Source organism: Nonomuraea sp. bgisy101 (assembly GCF_057708945.1).
In genome coordinates, this window is record NZ_JBYITD010000039.1 from 19,043 (window position 1) to 38,438 (window position 19,396).

Consider the following 19,396-nt stretch of genomic DNA (forward strand, 5'->3'; position numbering starts at 1 on the left):
GCCGCCCCCTCCACATCGACCGCCACAGCCGGGCCACCGTGCGCTTCACCTTCCCCCGCGCCGCCGGCAAAGGCCAGGCCCGCATCGAGGCCGCCTGCCGCTTCGCCGTGCCGCCCGCGACCTGCTACCCGACCCCGAACGCTCTATCTCGGTCGGCACCCTCCACAACCACATCCCCGACCTTCAAGAACTACGTTCCGCGCAAGCCTCAGACCGCGTTTGAGATCTCGGTGGGGACGGCGCCGGCATGCCGAAAACCGGTTGACCTGTGGTGAATGATGCGATCGTGATCTCCAAGGAACGCACCGTCGAGCTCGTCGAGTCCTTCCTGGCCACAGAGCGGCTGACATGGTCATGGAGTGGGCCGGCCCCCGAGCTGGCCGTCTACCACGTGGAGGAACACTCGGTCGGCTGGCTCGCCTTCTGGAACACGGCGGAGTACGCCCGCACCGGAGGCGTGCGCAGCAACCTCATGGGCGGCGGCCATTGCCTGGTGGACCGGCACGACGGGAGCATCCACTACATCCCCGACGCCTGGTGGTCGGAAGAGGGCTGGGAGGAGCACTACCTCCTGCAGACCAAAGGCATGAGACCGCCTGATCCACTGGCCTCCGCTGTTCGCGCGCTCGTCCACTCCGCCGGCGTCGTGGCCGCGATGAGCCACCTGCGCAAGCAGGCCCCGCGACTGAGCTTGCAGGAAGCAAAGGCCTACGTCACGACCGTTCGGGACGGTGCCGAACCACCGGAAGAGCTGGCAAGCCTTACCCGGAAGGAGCCGAAGTGGCCGCCTCTGCCCATCGAAACGCTGGCTGGTCCGGTCCAGTAGAGGTCTGGCTGAGGGGCCGAGGAGACCGTGTCGCTGATCCACCTCGGGTAAGTCGGCCCCGGGCCGGTGGGTCCGCATGCTGAAACGGTCGCCGACGGTCCCACGAAGGCGCCGGTGGTGGCAGCCGCGCAGCAGTTCCTGGACGAGCGGGTGCATTCGCTGCCCGGCAGGCGGGACATCGCGAGTGCCCCGTTCGCCGTGGAGATCGACGGCACACTGTTCGGTCTGGTCCGCGAGTGCCATGGGGAGTATCCCGACGGCGAGGAGCGGGACGGCTGGGCCAAGTTCCACCCGAACCGGCTCGGGTTCAGCGGCGCCGTGGGACGGCTCGTACGACACGTGAGGGGCCCTGCGGTTGCGTCAGGCGACGGCGCGTGAAAGCAGCCGGGGGCCTGGCCTGGTTGCCGGGTGGCCCCGGGTGGGCGTGACGGCTGCGCGAACTCCTATCCTCTCAGCTCAGAGGGCACCCCACATTACTTTCCCGGCTTCGCCCCGTGGATTCAGGCTTAGCACCCAATCAATCGAGCACGCTGCCAGGGTATCTTCACCAAAGAGGCCGCCACCGTATCGCGTCCAATCAACATCGCCAGCGTATCGAGTCCACTCTTCGCGAGTAATCTTCAGATCGCCTTGAGCATCACAAACGACATCCACGGGATCCTCCAGCATCTCCGGCAAGTCTCTCAGGTCCCACATCGTCACTCCACGGTCGGGACTAGCAGTGAGCGCCACCTCTCCGTTAGCACTGACGGCGACATAGCCGACTTCTTGCGAGTAATTCTTCAGGGAGGAGATGCTTGTCGGCCGAGATTGCATCGACAGATCCCAGAGTGGCACACTGCCGCCATCTCCCGCAAAAAGTGCGATCTTCCCAGAGTCAGAGAGGGCGATACCATGAAGATCCTGGTTGGGCATATCTAGAGTGGCAGTATGAATCGGTGCCGCAGGGTCTGCCAGCGACCATACACCCGCCCGGCGCGAGTTTCCGACGAGGATTTCACGTCCGTCTGCAGTGATCGATATCGGCCCTGCACTCTTAAATGGCAGGTCCAGGCTGCTACGTTGGATTGGGTCATCGTGGCGGCCGAGGTCCCAGATAGCCACGTATCGATCCTTTGCCAGAGTAGCAGCAAGGCGGGCATGAGCGTCAAGAGAGATGCTACTGATGGGGCCACTCGGGAGCCGAACATGCGAGCGTCTGATCGGTTTCGTTTTTACACTGAGATCCCAGATGGAAAAATTACCGTCGAAGTCACCGACACATGCTGTGCGGCCGTCACGTGACAATGCGAGCGACTCTATCCCGCGATCAGCCTCACTTGCGGCCCCCGTATTGATAGCTCCTAAGCGAGTAGGCTGTGCAAGGTTTTTCAGATCCCATAGCACCGCGGTGCCGTTATCTTGGCCGATCAACGCGGTTCGACCGTCAGAGGAGAGTGCAAGGGCGTCTACATCTTCGTAATCACCTTCCAATCCAGCTCGCTTCTCGACTTCACCTTCTATATTCGGATCGAGCACTCCGCTCAGATCCCAGACGCCGATCTCGTCTGCATCTTTAATGAGCGCCACGTGGCCGTCCTGGCTCAGCGCCACACTGCGGGCACCTCTTGGGTTTTGAGCGAAGAGATCCTCGCGACGCAGCACCAAGAAGCTTTCAAACAGCGCCTTGCGACTTGCAGCGTTCTCGTTGATATGCACCGCGGCCACGCCGAGCGTGAGGGACGTATATGGATCCACATCCCTCAGTTCGCTCGCGTGGAAGGCTAGAGAGCGAGCCAGAAGGATCCGCTCATTCATGAAGGCTTCCTGCTGTAAGTAGACCAACGACGAGCCGACCGTAGCTATGACACTCAGCACGACCAGGCCGATGACGACAAGGCCTTTCACGCCAAGACGGACGTTCATGCGGCACACTCACCTCCCACTCATTGCCAACGTCGCCGGGGGGTACAGAATATCGGTGATGATGGCTTGAGAGAGGATGAGAGGGCTACAGAGAGCCTTTTTCATCCTCCCAGCCGGCCAGCTCGGAAGCGGGTGATGTGGTGTTTCTTGGACTGGACGGAATCGCCCGACGACCTGCCCGGCGACGGCCGGAGTGTTCACCTCTACCGGTTCACCTGCGCTGAGCTGCGACTTCAGGACGAAAAAGACTCACTGTTGGCCAACGTTACGACTTGGTTGGTTCTGGGACGACACCCCACATGAACGTGGAGCCCTTCAGCAGTTGCTCCGTCGCCCTGATCCCGGTCAGGTGCTCGACGAGTAGGAAAGCCGGCCCTTCGTAGAGCCGGGGAAACGATGGGTAGAGCCTGTCGATCTCCGCCATCGTGTCTACGAGTTCGTCCGGGGTCCCTATCAGATAGCCGTCATCGCCGCCCCAAGCGAATCTGATCTCGCCGTCCTCGCACCAGTAGAAGTAGTCCATGGCCTTGATGCCGAGTGCGGCTTGGGAGACGAGGCGGGTGCCTTCGGAGAGTTTAGTGATCACGTCTTCGCAGGTGCCGAGCCAATCAGGGTCGAAAACGAACGTCCAATCGCCGATGGAGGTGACGCCGAGAGGCTCCCCAGGGAGTGGGTAGTGATCCGGGTCGTCGGGGAAGGGACCCGGAGTGAAGTCCTCCCATCGACCGCCGAGGCGGGCAACCACCTGTTCAGGCGTGGCACGGATGTAGATGAAGCTGTAGCACTCCTCGGAGTATTCGCCGCTGAGCCAAGTGATATCGAGGGGCTGCATGGTCATGTCGCCATGGTGCCAGCCGCCACCGACAGGCACAGAAGCCGCTCGTCACGGGACGATGAGGCCGGGCGCGATGCGGCGCGGCGCACCCTGGCCAGCGTGAACTCAGGATTCTAGTGATCAGTGAACCTTTTCATCGCCGGGCAGGCCGCCTGCTGACACAGAGCCTTTTCATCCTCTCAGCCGGATGGCTCGGAAGCGGGTGATGTGGAGTTGCTTGGACTGGGTGGGATCGCCCGACGCCTTGCTCGGCGGCGGCCTAAGTGTTCGCCTCTACCGGTTCACCCGCCCTGAGCTGCGCCCTCAGGGTGAAAAGGGCTCACAGTAGAACGCCGAGGACACATCACGTGCTGCTTTCTGGCCGGCTTCGGCGGCGTGCACGCGCTGCTCGGCGTCCGCGGCGCGTTCGCGCTGGGCATCGACCTGCTCGCGCGCGGTGACCAGGTCGGCCTCGGCGCGGGCGAGCAGGAGCGTGGTGGCCTGGGCCTCGCCCTGGCCGCCATCAACTCCAACCGGGCCTGGGCGGCCTGCTGCTGGGCGTGCTCGGCGCGGCGGTCGGCGGCCTCAGCCCGAGCCAGGGCCTGGGTGGCGGCGTGCTCCGCGGACTCCAGCGCGGCCTGCAGGGCATGCAGCCGCTGGTCGGCGGAAGCGGCCGCGACCGCGACGTCGCGGCGCGCGGCCTCCAGCACGGCGCGCGTCTCGGCCAACTCGGCCCGGGTCTCGGCCTCCACCATCGCGCGGGTTTCCCGGGCCGGCAGGTGGCAGGCGCCGCGCGCGAGGTGAATGTCGCAGGCTTCCCGCCACAAGGCCAGAGGCGGCCCCGGGTAGCGCTACGCGATGTCACTTGAGGGTTCACTCGGAAGAATCAGGCCGGTGGCCTGGAGCGCGCCTTCCAGCGTGGGATAGACGTCGAGCCGTCTTGCCGCTCCAGCAATCTCCAGGACCCGAGCTGGGCACGGCTGCACGGCGATCAGATGGAAGCTTCCGCCGTGCGCGCCGGCGCGGTCGCGTAGACGCAGGAGCAAACTCAGGGCGGTGCAGTCCATGAAGGCGAGCCCACCCAGATCCAGAACCAGGGGACGGGCCGGTTCAGGGTGGTGTTCGGCGACGTAGTTCTCCAACTGGGCGACATTGGTGGCGTCCAGTTCGCCGGACACGACGATCAGCGTGCCACGCAGCAGGCTGACAGCCATCAGAGACAGCGACGTCATCACGACCTCGGTGATCTCCGTGCGGCCGGCCAGGAGGGCGGAGGGAGCTGTAGACGTGTCTTTCAGGGTCCTCGAGGTCCGCCTGGCCAGGCGGTGCATAACATGATAGGAGAAGCATAATACCTGAAAGGCATTTCATCATATAAGCTTCTGGTAATCAGGTGCGTCTATTCCTCGGCACCTTCGGGACGCGGATGAGAGTGAAGCATGCACGAACGAGAAGCCGAACGATCGCCCCGTTGGACCTTCCTCACCCACCACGCCCGGGTTCTGCTGGGGATCGCCCGCAACCCCGAAGCACGACTGCGTGACATCGCCGCCGGCATCGGCGTCACCGAACGCACGGTTCAGGCCATCGTCAATGATCTACATGGGGCCGGCTATCTCACCCGCGAGCGCGTCGGCCGCCGGAACACCTACTCCCTCAACCGCGATCTCCACTTCCGCTACCCCACCGAGGCCGGTGTGCCCATCCGCCACCTGATCGAGATCTTCACCGATCGCGAGCCGATTCGCTGAAGCGGTCATGGTCGACCGGCCGGAGGAACCCCGAACAGCGACCCATCCGGCAACGCGATGCGGCACCGCGCCCCTTCGCCGATACAGCTCACGCGCTCGGGCCTGAGGGTGGCCAGGCCGAACGAGTCATACTCCACTCCGCCCGCCCGAAACAACCCCAGATCCAGCATGCACGCTGCCGCGGCCGGCACCCGCGCCTGCCCAGCCCCCGCTGCCCAAGATGCTCACGCAGACCCCGACGGAACCCGGCAGCCGCTCAGCCATCTCCGTGACCCGGTCGAACTTGATCCGGTCCTGCTTCTGACGCCACACACCGTGATAGCGATACTGCCGACGCCCTGCGGCGTCTGTGCCCACCGCCTGTAGATGCACGTCGGGATCGCGACAGATCCAAACCTGCCGCCGCGCCGGCGGAATCGCCAGCGCGCGAATTCTGCCCAGGACGCGGGGGTCGCGCACCTGACGACCGTCGGCGTAGTGATAGACGAACCCCCTGCCCCGACGGCCGCGTGTGATCCGCGGCTCCTCCGGGCGCGGTCAGTCCCCCCCATCCGGGCGCACGCCGTTGAACAGAGATGATGGCGACGCCCGGCATGGCACCACTGAAGAGCAACACCCGGACAGGCGTCCCACCTGCTTGCAGCCCGACCTGCCCCGGCAGCGGCGATTCATGCGGATCGGTTCTCGGTCCGCCGCTGCGGGGCCTGCACGCGTCGGTGGCCGGTGCGCAGGAGGTCAGGGTGTCACGAACCTCTGTGCTCGAGGGCCTTGGTGAGCTCCTGCTTCGTCATGGACGAGCGGCCGGGGATCTTGGCCTGCTGCGCCCGGTGGTACAGCTCCTCCTTGCTCAACCCTTCGGATCGGCTGCCGGGCGTCTTGCTCCGCTTCCGGGACGCCTTGCTATTCGCCGTGGGCAGGCCGTGCTGAATTTCTCGTGCCTTGCGCTCACTGAAGGCCCTGCCGAGTTCTTCGAGCCGCCGGCGGGAGATCGCTTGCTTGAGCGCGGGGAGGATCTCGCTCTCCTCTTCCTGGACGTGGTGAGTGACCGCCTGGACGAACTCCTCCAGAAGGGGGTCGAACCGCTCATCGTCGGGATCGACGTCCAGCAGGTTGAGCAACATCCGCTCGGCCTCGTGGTGCTCATCCGTTCCTTCGCGGACCTGATTCCGCTCGCTGGGAACCGTCTCGAGGATCTCCGGGTAGACCAGGTCCTCCTCCCCTCGGGAATGGGCGACGAACTTGGCGGCCAATTCTGCGAGCAGCGCGGGGCGGTCCTCGGTGTCCTTCCTGATCCGGTCGAAGAGCCTTTCCACGTCGCGGTGGTCAGCGGTGATCATGCTGATGACGTCCATTGTCATGACTTCTCCTCTCCGGCGGGCCTCGCTACCCGGCAGGGAGAGGTGTACGCGAAGTTGGCCGACAACGGAGCTGCTGTTGGCGATACTCAGACGCTTGTGGCCACGGTCCGCCATGGGGGCGCGTCCCGCCCCGCGAAGCGATCACGTGCCTTCACTCGCGGCCGTGTCCGCGCCCACCCCGCAGGCGCCGGTCCCGTGACCGCGCGGAAGAGAGCAGTGCCGTTTGACGGACTCCATGTGGGTATGCGGCTGTTTTGCATCCAGCGAGGAGGCCTCACGACCATGGAAGCGTGGTCATCCCGCTCGGTCCATGACCGCACCACCGGAGTAGAGGAGCGACGATGAAGGCCGTCACCTGGCACGGCAGACGCGACGTACGTGTGGAAGAGGTCGCCGACCCGGCGATCAAGGAATCCACCGACGCGATCATCAAGATCACCACTACCGCGATCTGCGGCTCCGACCTGCACCTGTACGAGATCCTCGGCCCGTTCATGACCCCCGGCGACATCCTCGGCCACGAGCCGATGGGCGTCGTCGAGGAAGTCGGCCCCGACGTCACCCACGTCAAACCTGGCGACAGGGTCGTCATCCCTTTCAACATCGCCTGCGGCCACTGCCATATGTGTGACCTGCGGCTGTACGCCCAGTGCGAGACCACCCAGGTCCGCGAACACGGCACCGGCGCCGCCCTGTTCGGCTACTCCAAGCTGTACGGCCAGGTCCCCGGCGGCCAGGCGCAATACCTGCGGGTCCCGCACGCCGACTTCGGCCCGATCACGGTGCCACACGGCCCGCCCGACGAGCGCTTCGTCTACCTGTCGGATGTCCTGCCCACCTCCTGGCAGGCCGTCCAGTTCGCCCACATCCCCGACGGCGGCAGCGTCACCGTCTTCGGCCTCGGACCTATCGGCCAGATGTCCGCCCGCATCGCCCGTCACCTCGGCCACCGGGTCATCGCCGTGGACGGCGTGCCCGCCCGCCTGGACATGGCCCGCCGCCATGGCGTCGAGGTCGTCGACGCCGCCCATACCGACGATGTTCCCGAAGCCATCCGTGAACTGACCGAGGGCCGTGGCAGCGACTCGGTCATCGACGCCGTCGGGATGGAGGCCCACGGCTCCCCCGCCGCCCGGCTCGCTCAGCGGGTCACCGGCCTGCTACCGGACGCGATGGCCGCGCCGCTGATGTCCACCGCGGGACTCGACCGCCTCGCGGCGCTCAACCAAGCCATCTCCACGGTACGGCGGGGCGGCGTCATCTCCGTGATCGGCGTCTACGGCGGCATGGCCGACCCGCTGCCCATGCTGCGCATGTTCGACAAGGGCATCAGCCTGCGCATGGGCCAGGCACACGTCAAACGCTGGATCGACGACCTGATGCCGCTCGTCACCGACGATTCCGACCCGCTCGCCGTCATGGACCTGGCCACACACCGGCTCCCTCTCGACGAAGCGCCGCACGGATACGAGATCTTCCAGAAGAAGGCGGACGGCGCGATCAAGATCCTGCTGACACCATGACCCTCGTGACCCACACCGGGGTCACCTTGAAGGCCGGTTGCTTGGAAACCGGATCGAGCCGGGTCGGGGGGTGAGCTCGTTGGCCGCGCGGTTCGGCTCGGCCAGCGGAGGTCGCCTCAGCCGACAACGCGCAGACGACACGAGCAGCGTCGACGCGTGATCGGATCGGGTGTGTCAGCTCAGCGCCTTCTCCAGTTGCGCCTTGGTCATACTCGACCGGCCCTTGATGTTGCGGCGCTGGGCCTCGGCGTACAGCTGATCCTTCGTGCGGCCGCCCGCGCCGGAGTGCGAGCGCAGACCACCGCGCCCGCTGGAGGAGATGTCCTTGGTCGAGGTGGGGCTGGCGACGTCACTGCGTGGACTCTTGCCCAGCCCCTACCCCTCGACCACCCTCGAATCGACCTGAAGGTCTGCTACGCCCAAACAGAGGCTCAGGGCCGCAAGCCCATCCACCGCCTGTGGCCCACCCAGGGCATCAAAGGTGAAGCATCGCAGCTGCTTCCGCTTCCCCGGCACTTCGAACAGCTCGCGGAGATGGTGGATGAGGACGCCGCCGTGGGCCCGCGATCCCCATCTGGCCGGGTTGGGCGTCGAGAGGGTGTTCCGCTCTGGTCGATCGGCGCGGATCCGTGCGAGAACCGACACGGTGCGGGCGGAGTGTCCTGCGTGCGGCTGGGCGTCTCCACCGCGGGGACCGGATCGTCCGACACATCGTCTACTCCGGCTGGGATCCTGCGGCTTTCCTGCTCCGCAGTCGGACTCGCCGATCGAGTGATGCCCTCAGCGCCGCCATAAGTCCTCCCAACACGCGGTCATGTTCGGTGACCTCATCCCAGCCAGAGCAGGACGCAGACGATGGTGTGGCCCCTCAATGGTGAAGGCGGCGGAGGCGCAATAACGGTGCTACCTCGCCCAGATCCAGGTCCACATGCCCCTTTGGCGGTGGTGGCCCACCGGGCACCACAGCAGATATCGGCCCTTCTTCAGGGCGACTGTGAGCGTTGTCCTTTCTCCGGGCTCGATGACTGCGGAGGTGCTGCGGACTCCGGCCCCTCTGACCGACAGCGCGTGCCGATGCCAGCCCACGTTCTTGATCCTGAACTGTACGGCGCCTGGCCTGAAGCGATACCTCTGGAGCACGATGAAGAAGCTTCCTTCCCTCACCTGGACGACAGCTGTGTCGCTGGTGCCAGTGGGGACTTGAGGCGTCGCCACGGCGGCTGGGCCGCCGACCGTCAGCGTCAGCGCGGTGGAGGCCAGCACCGCCCCCAGGCGAGTCGGCCCGGAATGAACTGCGGAAAACATGAGCGCCCTCCCTTCATCGCCGTACTACCGGTGTCAGCCATGGCGGAGGCCCCTTTTACCTGCCCATATGTATATAGCGGGTACCCCAAGAAAGCCCCTGTAGGTCGTACACTGTTCACCATTTCAGCGAGAGCTGTTCTTTCCTTTTCACCAGGATCGGGGGACACGACGACTGATCGGCCCGAGCTCCGCGCCCGAAACCCGGCCCGGCCACGCGGGAAGCGTCCGTGCCCCGTGTAACGCGAGTTCCTGCCTGGCGTAGGTCTCAAGGACTGCCGGATGGCGCTCGACATCAGCCGGAGCCCACCGGGACGCGTCAAGCAGTCAGGACGGATCGCGATTCGCCCACGGACTGCCCCAGGACTGTGGGAACTACCCTCGGGCGGCGGTGGTCGACGGAAGCTCGCCGAACCGCGAACGGTACTCGCCGGCGAATCGGCCAAGATGGGTCATGCCCCAGCGATACGCTATTTCTCCGATCCGGTCACCGGTCGACAGTATGTCGTGGCGTATCCGGTCCAGCCGGAGGTCGCGGACGTAACCCATCGGAGATGTCCCGAGTTTCTCCCGGAACGCGCTGCTGATCGTCCGCGCGCTGCACCCGGCTGCCTCCGCGATCTGGCCGAGGGAGATCGGTTCCGACAGGTTGGCTTCGACGAAGGCGACGGCCGCACGCAGCGCTCTGGGATGCGGCATCCCGGGGACGCCGCGCAGCGTGGCGGTATGGGTGTGTGACTGGGCCAGCAGCAGCGCGGTCACGATGCAGCGCAACTGGCCCCGTTGCAGTTCCTCCCGCTGGAACAGCGGGTCGCCGGAGTCGAGTTGCTCGATCAATGACCGATCAGCAGCTTCACCGCCCTGCCCCGCGGTTCGGATAGGTCGAGCGGAAGGTCGAAACGCACGGTGGAACCGGTCGGGCGCCCGGTGAGCGCCGCGAGTTCTCGCTGGACGAGCCCGGCGTCGATCCGCAGGCCCAGGAATCTCGTCCCCGACCGGTTCGGGCGAAGTTCCTGGGCCATGTACGTGCGCTGCCTGTCGTTGAGGTCCGCCCACGCGGCGGCCGCACGCTCTTGGGTGGTCATGCCGCGACGTTACCAACGGGCGGCGAGAGAAGCGGGGCGCCTGCGGCTTGGGGGTCGCTGTGCGGGCGTAGCTGACGAAACTGCCGCCGCACGTGGTCTCCCGTGCTTGGACGTTGTGCGTCGATCTCTCTCGCTCACTCGACGGAGCCGCACGCGCTCACATGAGCCAGAGCGCCACGCCGACGGCCAGTGCGACGCAGCCACCGAGCGCGTCGATGAGCCTCTTGCGCCCGGTCCCGTCGGTCAGCAGGAACTCCGAGGCCGACAGCGCCGCGAACGTGGCGAGCACCAGCCACGGGCTCCATGCCACCAGGAGGCAGAGCCCGACCTCCCTGGAGATCGCCCCGAGAGTGGCGAACACCTGCCGGGGGCTCAGCGGCCCCGTGTCCCACCCGGCGGGCTGCCGGAACTGGCGCAGCTCGGCGGATCCTGTGCGGAGGTCGTGGAGCAGCAGTGGCTCGAAGAGCGCCCATGTCAGCGTGATGGCCCATAAGCCGATCCAGGCCGCCTCCACCGCCTGCGCGGCCGCCCAGGACACGACCGCGAGGCGCAGGAGCTCCTGGACGCCGGTGGCGGCCGCCAACAGCCCCACCATGATCACTGGCCGTCGCCTGTTGGCTGCCACCCTTCCGGCTAAGAAGAGCGGCATGGGCAGCACCGTCGTGCCGGCCAACAGCACCAGGCCCCATCCCAGCTCGCTCCAGGTCGGCGCGGCGCCCCAGACGCCCAGACCGGCGGCGACCAAAGCGCACAGGAACAACATGGCAAGCAGTTCGCGGAGGCGGCGGACGGCCACTTCACGCCGGATCGGTTCGTCGTCCATCGCGCCCCCTGTCAGATGCCCCACCAGTAAGACGATCTTCTTTGTGCGGTTGGTTCCTCCTCGAAGGTGATCATCTCCGGCAGCTGGGACAAGACGGTGCGCATCGGCCCGACTCGTCCCCGGCATGTTCGGCTTGCTGCCGCGTCAGCTCCGCCCCGGGCAGCGGTCAGCTCGGCACTCGTGGCCTCCGCGGCGCGCCGATCGAGCAGGACCGCACCGGCCGTCCCGCCCGCTACGGCGAGCAGATCGAAGTCGACACCGCCGGCTCTGCCGGCCGTTGCCGCAAAACAGCATCTCGAGAGGGCTCACCTGTAGGCCAGGCGCCTTCGTGCCCGGCGTGCGCGGGGCGTTGCCGGAGGAGTCATTCAGGCCACGCGCAGGTTTGGACTCCGCGTGAGGCCGAGGAGGCCGAGCAGGTCGTCCATCATGTGCTCGAACAGCGGCAGCGGGTCCTCGAAGGCGAATTTGTGGTGTCCGTAGACGGCCATGCAGAGCAGCCCGTAGATCTGCCGCCAGCAGATGACCATGAGCAGCACCACCCCGATCGGGAACTCCAGGCCGACGGTCGTGCGGTAGGTGCGCAACTGCGACGCCAGGACGGGGTCGATGTCCTCGTCGGCGAGGCAGGTCAGCCCCCCTTCGTGCCACAGCTGTGCGAACAGCCGCCCGAACAGGCCGCCCAGCTCACGCGCGATGACTATCGGGATGCCCTCCTCTGACGCGGCGACCTTGGGGAAGCCGGCGCCCATGAGCAGGTCGAACTCGACCTTGTTGGCCAGCGACCAGTCGAGCACGGCCCGGGTGCCGGCGTGCAACTGGGCGCTGACGTCGTCGGGGTCCTGGCGCCGCACGGCCCGGGCGACAGTGTCAATGAACTCCGCGGTGACGTCGTCGTAGACGGCGCGGACGAGGCCTGCCCTGCCGTTGAAGTAGCGGTAGAGGGCGGGGGGCGTCACTCCGACACCGCGGGCCACGGCGGCGACGGTGAGGCCCTCGATGCCCTCCTCCGCGGCGATCCTCCGGGCCACGACCTTGGCGTCGCGTTCGAGCTCGGCCCGCATTCGTTCCCGTCGCGTCAACGCTGTCACTCGCCTATCTTCTCCGGTCTCGCCCGCTGCGGCCACTTGCGGTGAAGAGGCAACACATGATTAATGGTATTCACTCTTTAATGGATCATCATTGAAACGGTGTGAAGGAGTCCTTGATGGGTACCCGCAGAGGCGGCTGGCCGGTGACAGTGGTCGCGATCCTCCTGGCGACCACCGGCTGTGCGACGGGCGCCGGCCCCGCCGCCCTGTCACAGCCGAGCCCGAGCGTCACCGCCACTCCGGACGTCAGGAAGACGGCGCTGGCCGAGGCGGCGAAGAGCCTTCCCGCCGTACTCTCCGCCCCAGGGCCGGTCGCCTGCTCGGAGAGCGACTCCCAGTGGCGGGCCACGGCCTACGACGAGTCCTTCCGCACCCGTACCGCCACCATCTCCAGCACCACGCTCGCGCCTCTCCTGACCGAGATCGCCACAAAGGTGGGCGGAGAGGAGGCGTTCGTTCGCAGCCTGTGTGGCGCCGAGGGAGATCCCGGCATCAGCCCGGTCTCGCCGGACGGCCGCCGGGTCGCCATCCAGGTGGACTTCCCGTCCAGCGGCGACCCGACGCACGTCGGCTGGCTGGACCTCAGCACGGGGACATTCACGGACCTCACCGACAGGTCGAACAAGAAGGGGTACGTCAAGGAGACGTTCTCCGACAAGGACCCCGGATTCGCGCCTGACGGGTCGTTCTGGTTCCGGCGTGACTCCCAGCAGTACTTCTCGGCGGACCCGAACGGCCGGCTGACCCCGCGCCGGCTCAGCCTGGCCTGTTTCAGCAACAGGGACGAGGACACCTTCTACCGCGTCGTGCGATCGGTCGCCGTGCTGTGCCCGGGCATCGTCCATCCCTCCGGGAGGTTCGCGGCCGACCCCGGTGGCGTGGCCGTGGGGATGGCCTTGGTCCAAGGAGCCGAGCTGGACATCCTGACGAACACGGTCGAGCGGTACGCCGACGCTCCCATCCAGCTGCCGTTCGGCATGAAGGTCGCCGTGCGCGACGGCGGCGACCTTCGAGACTGCAACCCCGTCGCCTGGATCAACACCACCGACCTGCTCTGCGCGGGAGCGAGCAACGACTTCTACACCGTGGAGATCGACCCCAGGACCGCCCGGGACGACCTCGAGTACGTGCAGTCCACCGAGGTGAAGGTGAAGGCCGAGATCGCCCCCGCCACCGAGACAGCGATCATCTCGGTGGCCGTCTCTCGAGACCGCCGCTCTCTGATCATCGCGGCCGACGAGAACAACGACACCTCCACGGCCAAGCTGTACCGCGCCAGCCTGATCTCCCCCTCGAAGCCCGTGGAGATCGGCCCGATCCCGGCAGAGTCGCGGGAACACTTCACCCTCTTGGGCAACTACCAGCAGCCCGTACGAGCCGCCAGCGGTGTGCGCAGACCGTGAGCTGGGAGGTGTACTGCGGTACAGCGCCTGCGGCCGGGAGGTGCCGACCCGCCCATGGTCTGCTGGTACTCCGGGTCGGCCACCAGCTCAGCGGTCGGCTCGTCGAGATGCTCCTTGAGCTCGGCGTAGCGTGCCTCGGCCAGTTCCTCGGCCTTCGCAAGCACCCGATCGCCGCCGGGCAACACCGGTCGGCAGATCCGACACCCTGACCGTCCTCGACGCCGGCCGGCATCGCCGCCGCCTACCGGCAGGCCGGCGGCGGTGGCCTGGACATCGACCTGGACGGCGCGGGTGCCGGTGGACCCGGAGGTGGCCTGGGCCTGGCACTGGATCGTCGGCAGCCGTGGCCTGGCCCGGGTCGACGGGCTCGTGGCCGACGCCGGCTACGCCGACCAGTCCCACCTGCATCGGGACGTCATGGCGTTCACCGGGGCGACCCCCGCGACCGTGGCCGGCGAGCCGTTTCTCGCCGTTGACGACATCGCATGGCCCAGCCGCGCAACACCCGCCAAGCCTCACGTCTCCACGGATCTCCGGCACGGTCGCCGGCCGGAGGTGAGACGGCTACCGCTGTGAACGTCGCCGCGGTCACCTGCGCTGGGCGGTCCGGCGCCACTCAGCGGTCAAGGGCGCCGGCCATACCGGTCAGACCGCGATGTACCGGCCGCCCTTCTCGGCGCCAACGGCTGTTCCCGGGTTCCTCAACCCCGTGATGCCGCCCGTGCCCAGGAGAACCGATGACCGTCCCCGCGCTCCCTCGCGCGATGGCCTTCCGCGGCCGCCACGACGAAACGTCGCCGGCCCGCCCGGCGTTGTGTCCCGTTGGAACCGAGGCGGTCCCGCTCAACCTGAGGCTTCGTCGATTCGCCTCATGATCAACGGGTCTCTCTCTGGGTGTGGTTGTCCCGTCTATCCGAGGTACCGAGGCCAGGGCCGATGCGCTGCCTCATGATCGACGGGACGCGACAGCTGTGAGATTCCGCGACGAAATCGCCCCGCCGTGTCCCGTCGACCACGTCATCGATCGCAGTCACCACATCACGACCATTGATCCAGATCCCAGACTCACCAACAGAGTCAGTCTCACTCTCGCCCCGAGCCTGGCTCCGGCAAAGACTTGCTCCATCCCGGTCCTGAACCGGCCGAGATCATCACCGTCGCGGCGACACTGATCATCGGCCGATAAAGAGGGAGGATGTGGATGGCGCAGCCGAGTGTGGTCGAGTGTGGTTCGGAGGCCGCCGGCGCCCGACGCGGCGTCGTGGTGATCGGTGCCGGCCCCTACGGGCTGTCCGTCGCGGCGCACCTGCGGGCCGCCGGTGTGGCGGTGCGTGTGTTCGGCGAGGTGATGGGCAGTTGGCGTCATGTCATGGCCACCGGCATGTTCCTCAAGTCGGCGCCGCAGGCCACTGACCTTGCGGCACCGGCGCCCGGTGGCCGGCTGGCCGATTTCTGCCGGCAGGCCGGCCTGCCCGAGCTGACGGAGCTGACCCCGATCCCCAGTGACCTGTTCGTCCGCTATGGGACGTGGTTCGCCGACCGGTTCGCCGGCGAGGTCGAGGACACACGCGTGGCGTGGCTGAACCGGCGTCGCGATGGCGGCTTCCATCTCATGCTGGATGACGGCACACACCTTCAAGCCGATGCGGTGGTCGTCGCGTGCGGTCTGCGCCCGCTCGCCCACGTGCCTCGTGTGCTGGCCGATCTGGCCCCACAAGGGACGGGACCGCGGTCGCCGGTGTCGCATTCGAGCGATCACAGCTGCCTGACCGGCTATGCCGGGCAGCAGATCGCGGTGGTGGGAGGCGGGCAATCGGCGATGGAGAGCGCGGCTTTGTTGCATGAGAGCGGGGCCCTGGTCGAGGTGCTGGTCAGAGGAACGCGGGCGCGGTGGGGGCAGAAGCCGACACTTCACCGGCCGCTGGGGCAACGGATCGCGCATCCCGCCTCTCCGCTGGGGCCCGGCTGGGCGCTGTCGGCGCTGTGCCGGGCGCCCGCGGCGGTAGGCCAGCTACCTGCCCCGGCACGGCTGTGGCTGATGCGGCGGGCGCTGGGGCCCTCGGGCGCCTGGTGGCTCCGCGACAGGGTGGAGGGTGTCATACCGGTGCGCACGGACGCCCCAATCCGCCACGCCTGCCTCCAAGACGGCAAGGTAAGGCTGGTGGTGGGCGACGCGGGAGCCGAGTTGACGGTCGACCATGTGCTGGCCGCCACCGGCTACCGCATCGACGTCGACGCGCTGCCCTTCCTGGCATCTGGGCTGCGGAGCGCCATAGCGCGGATACCGGGCTCCAAGGCACCCCAGGTGACGGCGTCGTTTGAGGCTTCGGTGCCGGGCCTGTACTTCACCGGGTCGATGGCCGCTCCGACGTTCGGGCCGATGTTGCGGTTCGTCGCCGGTACCCACTTCGCGGCCGTGACCATCACCCGCCACCTCGCGCGCCAGCGCCGACGCAGCCGAACCACCTAGGGCCTGTTCTGGGTTCGGATCCTTAAGCGGGATGACGTGCGGATCCATAAGATTGCGCCTCGCAGGTGGAGCCCGGCGAGGCAGCTGTCAGGGGTCTTGTCGACGCGGAAGGCCGGCCGGGGCCACTCCTTGATCCTGTTGATACAGCGCTCGGCCGTCTTGCGCTGCTCGTAAGGAGCCGCATCGTGGCCGATGGGGCGACCGCCGCGAGAGCCCCGCTTCTTGCGGTTGGTCGCCTGGTCGCTCTTGTCAGGGATGACTGCCCGGATGCCGCGCCGGCGCAGGTAGGCGCGGTTGGCGCGGGAGGAGCAGCCCTTGTCGGCCGCGAAGTCCGCAAGGTACATGCGCCCGCGCCCGCCACGCCTCCACGACCTTCCCCGACACGCCCTCGAACAGGTTCTCTGGTAACCCGATCCCCTTGCCCCGCTCCAGCTTGACGAGCTCCTCCAGGAAGCTGCGCGCACCGGTGGCCCCGGCTTCGCCGTCGCCGTCCGGGTCGGGGTGGGGAACCGTGATCAAGTCTTCGAGCGCGGCAACCGCCGAGACCGGCAACCGCCGCGTCGTGGTGGCGGTGAACTCCCTCTCGAACAGCGCCTCGACCGCGCCTGCCAGCCGCTCGATCTGCATCCGGATTACGGGTCAGCCCCACGGAGTCGTGACGGTCATCTGCGGAAAGACCATGTCCACCGCCTCCAGAAGGATCAGCACACCCGCGATCCTGATGACCCAGCGCAGCATCGCGCGGGACCCGGAGGACAGCCCGGCCTGCCACCGCTCGAACCGCGCCTGCGCCCGCTCACCCAGGGCGGCCCAGACGGAAAGGAGCAGGATGCCCGGGATCACCATGATGGTGACGTACACCGCCAGGAGCGGCACCCACTGCACGGCGGGCAGGCCGGCCGAGGTCATGATGCCGATGGCGCCGAAATATGGCACGGCGGTGGCGAACTCGAACAGCCACGTCCCCAGTCCCAGCAGCAACATCGCGCGCACGGTGAAGGGCTGGCTCCGGATCAAGGAGTCGGCAGGCTTCCTGTCGCGGATGAAGAAACTGCCCGCGAAGAGCGCCGTGCCCAGGATGGCCTGACCCCAGGCCCACGCGGTCTCGTCGATCCTCGGCACGACCGCGCCCAGGCCGAGCATGAGCAGGACGCCGAGGGCGAAATACGCGATCGCGACCGATCCCAGGTAGCCGGCGAGCAGCGAGCCCATGCGGCGCGGCCTGGCAAGGAGCAGGGAGAGCGCTACTCCGATCACAGTGGGACTCAGGGTGTCGAGCAGAGCGAGTCCGAGCACCGCCCCGATCGTCCCGATCGACAAGGCCGTCTCCCTCCGGGAATCAACACGCCCGTGTCAAATCATGCTAACACGGGCGTGTTAGCATAGGGAGGTGCCAAAGCTCGTTGATCATGACCGGCGACGAGCCGAGCTTGCCCAGGCCGCTATCCGGGTGATACTGCGCGAGGGCCTGGCCGGGGTAACCGTCCGCGGAGTCGCCGCCGAAGCAGGCTGGTCCACCGGGTCCCTGCGGCACTACTTCAGGAACCAGCACGACCTGCAGTCCCACGTCATCCAAGCCACCATCGACATCCTCCGCCAGCGGGTTTTCACCCGCATCGAGCGGCCCCGCACCCACGGCACGCTAGTCGAGCAGGTCGCCTCGCTCGTGGAGGAGATGCTGCCCTTCGACGACGAGCGGCGCGAGGAGTACGTGCTGTGGGTGGCGGTCGTCGAATGGGAACGCCGCCATCCCCCGGCAGGCGGCTCGGTGACGTGGAAGGAACAGCGAGCGCTGTATCGCCAGTGTGTGGCCATCCTGCGCGGCTACGACTTCGCCCGCGTTCTGGAGCAGGCCCGGCTCCCCCACCCCGATACCCACGTCGAGCTCTGGGCGGCGCTCTTGCACACCTTCGTCGACGGGCTCGCCTCCCAGCTCATGAACACCCCCGACGAGGTGTCCGCGGGCACGGCCACGCAGTTGCTGAGGTCGCTGCTGGAAGCTGTGGCGGCGTTGCCGAGCGTGTCACCAGCCCCGAAACGATCAATATTTCCCAGCTCAGGACCTCAAAGCTAGGGAAGGCTGCCGTGCTGGACGTACTTCCTGCGGGTTGGGATGTGGTTGTAGAGGGTGCCGCCCGAGATGCCCAGCAGCTTGGCGATCGACGGAGCGTATGAGTCCTCTGCTGGGCTCGTTGTCCTGCATCGCCGTCCCCGGCCGGTATCGCGATCGTGGTCAAGGGACCGCGTGGCGGCGTCCCCGTTGTGGCTCCGCTCGACTCACCCAGAGTTACTGATCATCGATCATGAGCCAGAGCCCATCTTCGCCGCGCTCAACAAGGGGTCCCGGTGGATCCAACGGATATGCCCCTGACCGCGCTCGTGCAGAGACCTCGAGCTGGTGGAGCCAGACCTGGGCCTGCCAATCAATGCAGGCCAGAGGCATATCTGCTGGATATTAGGCGGAAGCTACGGGGGCCCAGGACCCCGCCACGTGGCTCCCACCCCATGAACCCGCTCGGTGTCGGTACGCGGCCGAGTGGACCGCCATCAAGATCCGGTGGCCGCTCACCGTCGATCCGGCCGAGCGGGAGGCGCTCACCGACCTCGGCCGGGCTTGCCCGACCCGCACAGCTCATCGGCGAGGCCCCGCAGCGCCTTGACGGTAGGGACATCCGCCCAAGCACGAGCGCTTTTCCGTGGGCACTGGCTCGCAGGGGCTGCGCTTGAACTCTTTGACATAGCCGAGCAGGTGGCCTGCCGAGCTGGCCATGCCGTGCGAGGCGAGATCGACGGTCTCAGTCACTCGCGCATGATCTCGACCAGGCCGGGAGAGTCGGCCCTCGGAGTGTGGAGGAACGGAAGCGTACGCTAAGCCGGTTCGCCCAGCTCACCGATGGTGCGTGATCGTCTTCAGGTGAAGTGCGAACGACACGCTGTTCTCCTGACACACGGACAGCGTGATCCGGGTCGGTGGCCATGGAGACCCAGGTGAGCGGTCAGGTGATCTCCTGGCAGGTGGTCAGCAGATCTTGGATCTGCGTGAGCGGA

Annotated in this window: 20 protein-coding genes and 1 pseudogene; 9 read left to right on the forward strand and 12 right to left on the reverse strand. The window is 67.0% G+C overall.

Annotated elements, in window-relative coordinates; genetic code table 11:
- Window positions 1-286: 286 nt before the first annotated feature.
- Complete coding sequence (locus tag AC3EO4_RS46225; RefSeq protein ID WP_431902310.1) at window positions 287-826, forward strand: YrhB domain-containing protein; 540 nt, start codon at window positions 287-289, stop codon at window positions 824-826.
- Between the two features lie 117 nt (window positions 827-943).
- Window positions 944-1,204 (forward strand): hypothetical protein, encoded by a 261-nt coding sequence (locus AC3EO4_RS46230; protein ID WP_431902313.1) that lies wholly within the window; start codon window positions 944-946, stop codon window positions 1,202-1,204.
- Window positions 1,205-1,282: 78 nt separating this feature from the next.
- Here AC3EO4_RS46230 and AC3EO4_RS46235 read toward each other — a convergent pair whose 3' ends face one another.
- A complete protein-coding gene (locus tag AC3EO4_RS46235; protein ID WP_431902316.1) occupies window positions 1,283-2,731 on the reverse strand; it encodes a WD40 repeat domain-containing protein in 1,449 nt (482 codons plus the stop codon).
- A 265-nt stretch (window positions 2,732-2,996) separates the two neighbouring features.
- Window positions 2,997-3,569 carry a DUF6461 domain-containing protein gene (locus tag AC3EO4_RS46240; RefSeq protein WP_431902319.1) on the reverse strand — a complete coding sequence of 191 codons (573 nt, stop codon included), beginning with the start codon at window positions 3,567-3,569 and terminating at the stop codon, window positions 2,997-2,999.
- Between the two features lie 372 nt (window positions 3,570-3,941).
- Between AC3EO4_RS46240 and AC3EO4_RS46245 the strand changes: the two genes are divergently transcribed.
- On the forward strand, window positions 3,942-4,349 hold the full coding sequence (locus AC3EO4_RS46245) for a hypothetical protein (protein WP_431902322.1): 408 nt from the start codon (window positions 3,942-3,944) through the stop codon (window positions 4,347-4,349).
- Between the two features lie 47 nt (window positions 4,350-4,396).
- On the opposite strand, the gene AC3EO4_RS46250 is transcribed toward AC3EO4_RS46245, so the two are convergent.
- Window positions 4,397-4,876 (reverse strand): STAS domain-containing protein, encoded by a 480-nt coding sequence (locus tag AC3EO4_RS46250; protein WP_431902325.1) that lies wholly within the window; start codon window positions 4,874-4,876, stop codon window positions 4,397-4,399.
- 108 nt (window positions 4,877-4,984) lie between these two features.
- Here AC3EO4_RS46250 and AC3EO4_RS46255 point away from each other — a divergent pair, with 108 nt between their 5' ends.
- Complete coding sequence (locus tag AC3EO4_RS46255) at window positions 4,985-5,296, forward strand: helix-turn-helix transcriptional regulator (RefSeq protein WP_379575523.1); 312 nt, start codon at window positions 4,985-4,987, stop codon at window positions 5,294-5,296.
- Window positions 5,297-5,422: 126 nt separating this feature from the next.
- Here the strand turns inward: AC3EO4_RS46255 and AC3EO4_RS46260 are convergent, their stop codons facing one another.
- Both AC3EO4_RS46260 and AC3EO4_RS46265 read right to left on the reverse strand, forming a co-directional pair.
- A complete protein-coding gene (locus AC3EO4_RS46260) occupies window positions 5,423-5,755 on the reverse strand; it encodes a hypothetical protein (protein ID WP_431902328.1) in 333 nt (110 codons plus the stop codon).
- A gap of 284 nt (window positions 5,756-6,039) precedes the next feature.
- Window positions 6,040-6,654 (reverse strand): hemerythrin domain-containing protein, encoded by a 615-nt coding sequence (locus AC3EO4_RS46265; protein ID WP_431902330.1) that lies wholly within the window; start codon window positions 6,652-6,654, stop codon window positions 6,040-6,042.
- 341 nt (window positions 6,655-6,995) lie between these two features.
- Between AC3EO4_RS46265 and AC3EO4_RS46270 the strand changes: the two genes are divergently transcribed.
- Window positions 6,996-8,177 carry a zinc-dependent alcohol dehydrogenase gene (locus AC3EO4_RS46270; RefSeq protein WP_379575526.1) on the forward strand — a complete coding sequence of 394 codons (1,182 nt, stop codon included), beginning with the start codon at window positions 6,996-6,998 and terminating at the stop codon, window positions 8,175-8,177.
- Between the two features lie 1,677 nt (window positions 8,178-9,854).
- On the opposite strand, the gene AC3EO4_RS46275 is transcribed toward AC3EO4_RS46270, so the two are convergent.
- From AC3EO4_RS46275 to AC3EO4_RS46290, 4 genes are all read right to left on the reverse strand, one after another.
- On the reverse strand, window positions 9,855-10,316 hold the full coding sequence (locus tag AC3EO4_RS46275; RefSeq protein WP_431902333.1) for a helix-turn-helix transcriptional regulator: 462 nt from the start codon (window positions 10,314-10,316) through the stop codon (window positions 9,855-9,857).
- Complete coding sequence (locus tag AC3EO4_RS46280; protein ID WP_431902336.1) at window positions 10,313-10,564, reverse strand: hypothetical protein; 252 nt, start codon at window positions 10,562-10,564, stop codon at window positions 10,313-10,315. Before AC3EO4_RS46280 ends, AC3EO4_RS46275 begins: the two co-directional genes overlap by 4 nt.
- 157 nt (window positions 10,565-10,721) lie before the next feature.
- A complete protein-coding gene (locus AC3EO4_RS46285) occupies window positions 10,722-11,387 on the reverse strand; it encodes a hypothetical protein (protein WP_431902337.1) in 666 nt (221 codons plus the stop codon).
- Between the two features lie 365 nt (window positions 11,388-11,752).
- On the reverse strand, window positions 11,753-12,475 hold the full coding sequence (locus AC3EO4_RS46290) for a TetR/AcrR family transcriptional regulator (RefSeq protein ID WP_379575530.1): 723 nt from the start codon (window positions 12,473-12,475) through the stop codon (window positions 11,753-11,755).
- A 116-nt stretch (window positions 12,476-12,591) separates the two neighbouring features.
- Between AC3EO4_RS46290 and AC3EO4_RS46295 the strand changes: the two genes are divergently transcribed.
- The 3 genes from AC3EO4_RS46295 (at window position 12,592) to AC3EO4_RS46305 (ending at window position 16,348) form a co-directional block, all read left to right on the forward strand.
- Window positions 12,592-13,878, forward strand: a complete 1,287-nt coding sequence (locus AC3EO4_RS46295; RefSeq protein WP_431902340.1) for a hypothetical protein — start codon at window positions 12,592-12,594, stop codon at window positions 13,876-13,878.
- A gap of 261 nt (window positions 13,879-14,139) precedes the next feature.
- A complete protein-coding gene (locus AC3EO4_RS46300; RefSeq protein ID WP_431902343.1) occupies window positions 14,140-14,454 on the forward strand; it encodes a hypothetical protein in 315 nt (104 codons plus the stop codon).
- Between the two features lie 625 nt (window positions 14,455-15,079).
- On the forward strand, window positions 15,080-16,348 hold the full coding sequence (locus tag AC3EO4_RS46305; protein WP_431902344.1) for an FAD-dependent oxidoreductase: 1,269 nt from the start codon (window positions 15,080-15,082) through the stop codon (window positions 16,346-16,348).
- Here the strand turns inward: AC3EO4_RS46305 and AC3EO4_RS46310 are convergent.
- The 3 genes and pseudogenes from AC3EO4_RS46310 to AC3EO4_RS46320 all read right to left on the reverse strand — a co-directional run.
- A pseudogene (locus AC3EO4_RS46310) lies at window positions 16,345-16,704 on the reverse strand (hypothetical protein); the annotation flags it as partial. The gene AC3EO4_RS46305 and the pseudogene AC3EO4_RS46310 overlap by 4 nt on opposite strands.
- Window positions 16,598-16,975, reverse strand: coding sequence for a hypothetical protein (locus tag AC3EO4_RS46315; protein ID WP_431902450.1), 378 nt, complete (start codon window positions 16,973-16,975; stop codon window positions 16,598-16,600). The gene AC3EO4_RS46315 and the pseudogene AC3EO4_RS46310, both read right to left, overlap by 107 nt.
- 12 nt (window positions 16,976-16,987) lie before the next feature.
- Complete coding sequence (locus tag AC3EO4_RS46320) at window positions 16,988-17,668, reverse strand: GAP family protein (RefSeq protein WP_379575535.1); 681 nt, start codon at window positions 17,666-17,668, stop codon at window positions 16,988-16,990.
- Between the two features lie 70 nt (window positions 17,669-17,738).
- On the opposite strand from AC3EO4_RS46320, the gene AC3EO4_RS46325 reads away from it, so the two are divergent.
- Window positions 17,739-18,422 (forward strand): TetR/AcrR family transcriptional regulator, encoded by a 684-nt coding sequence (locus tag AC3EO4_RS46325; protein WP_379575536.1) that lies wholly within the window; start codon window positions 17,739-17,741, stop codon window positions 18,420-18,422.
- Window positions 18,423-19,396 lie beyond the last annotated feature (974 nt).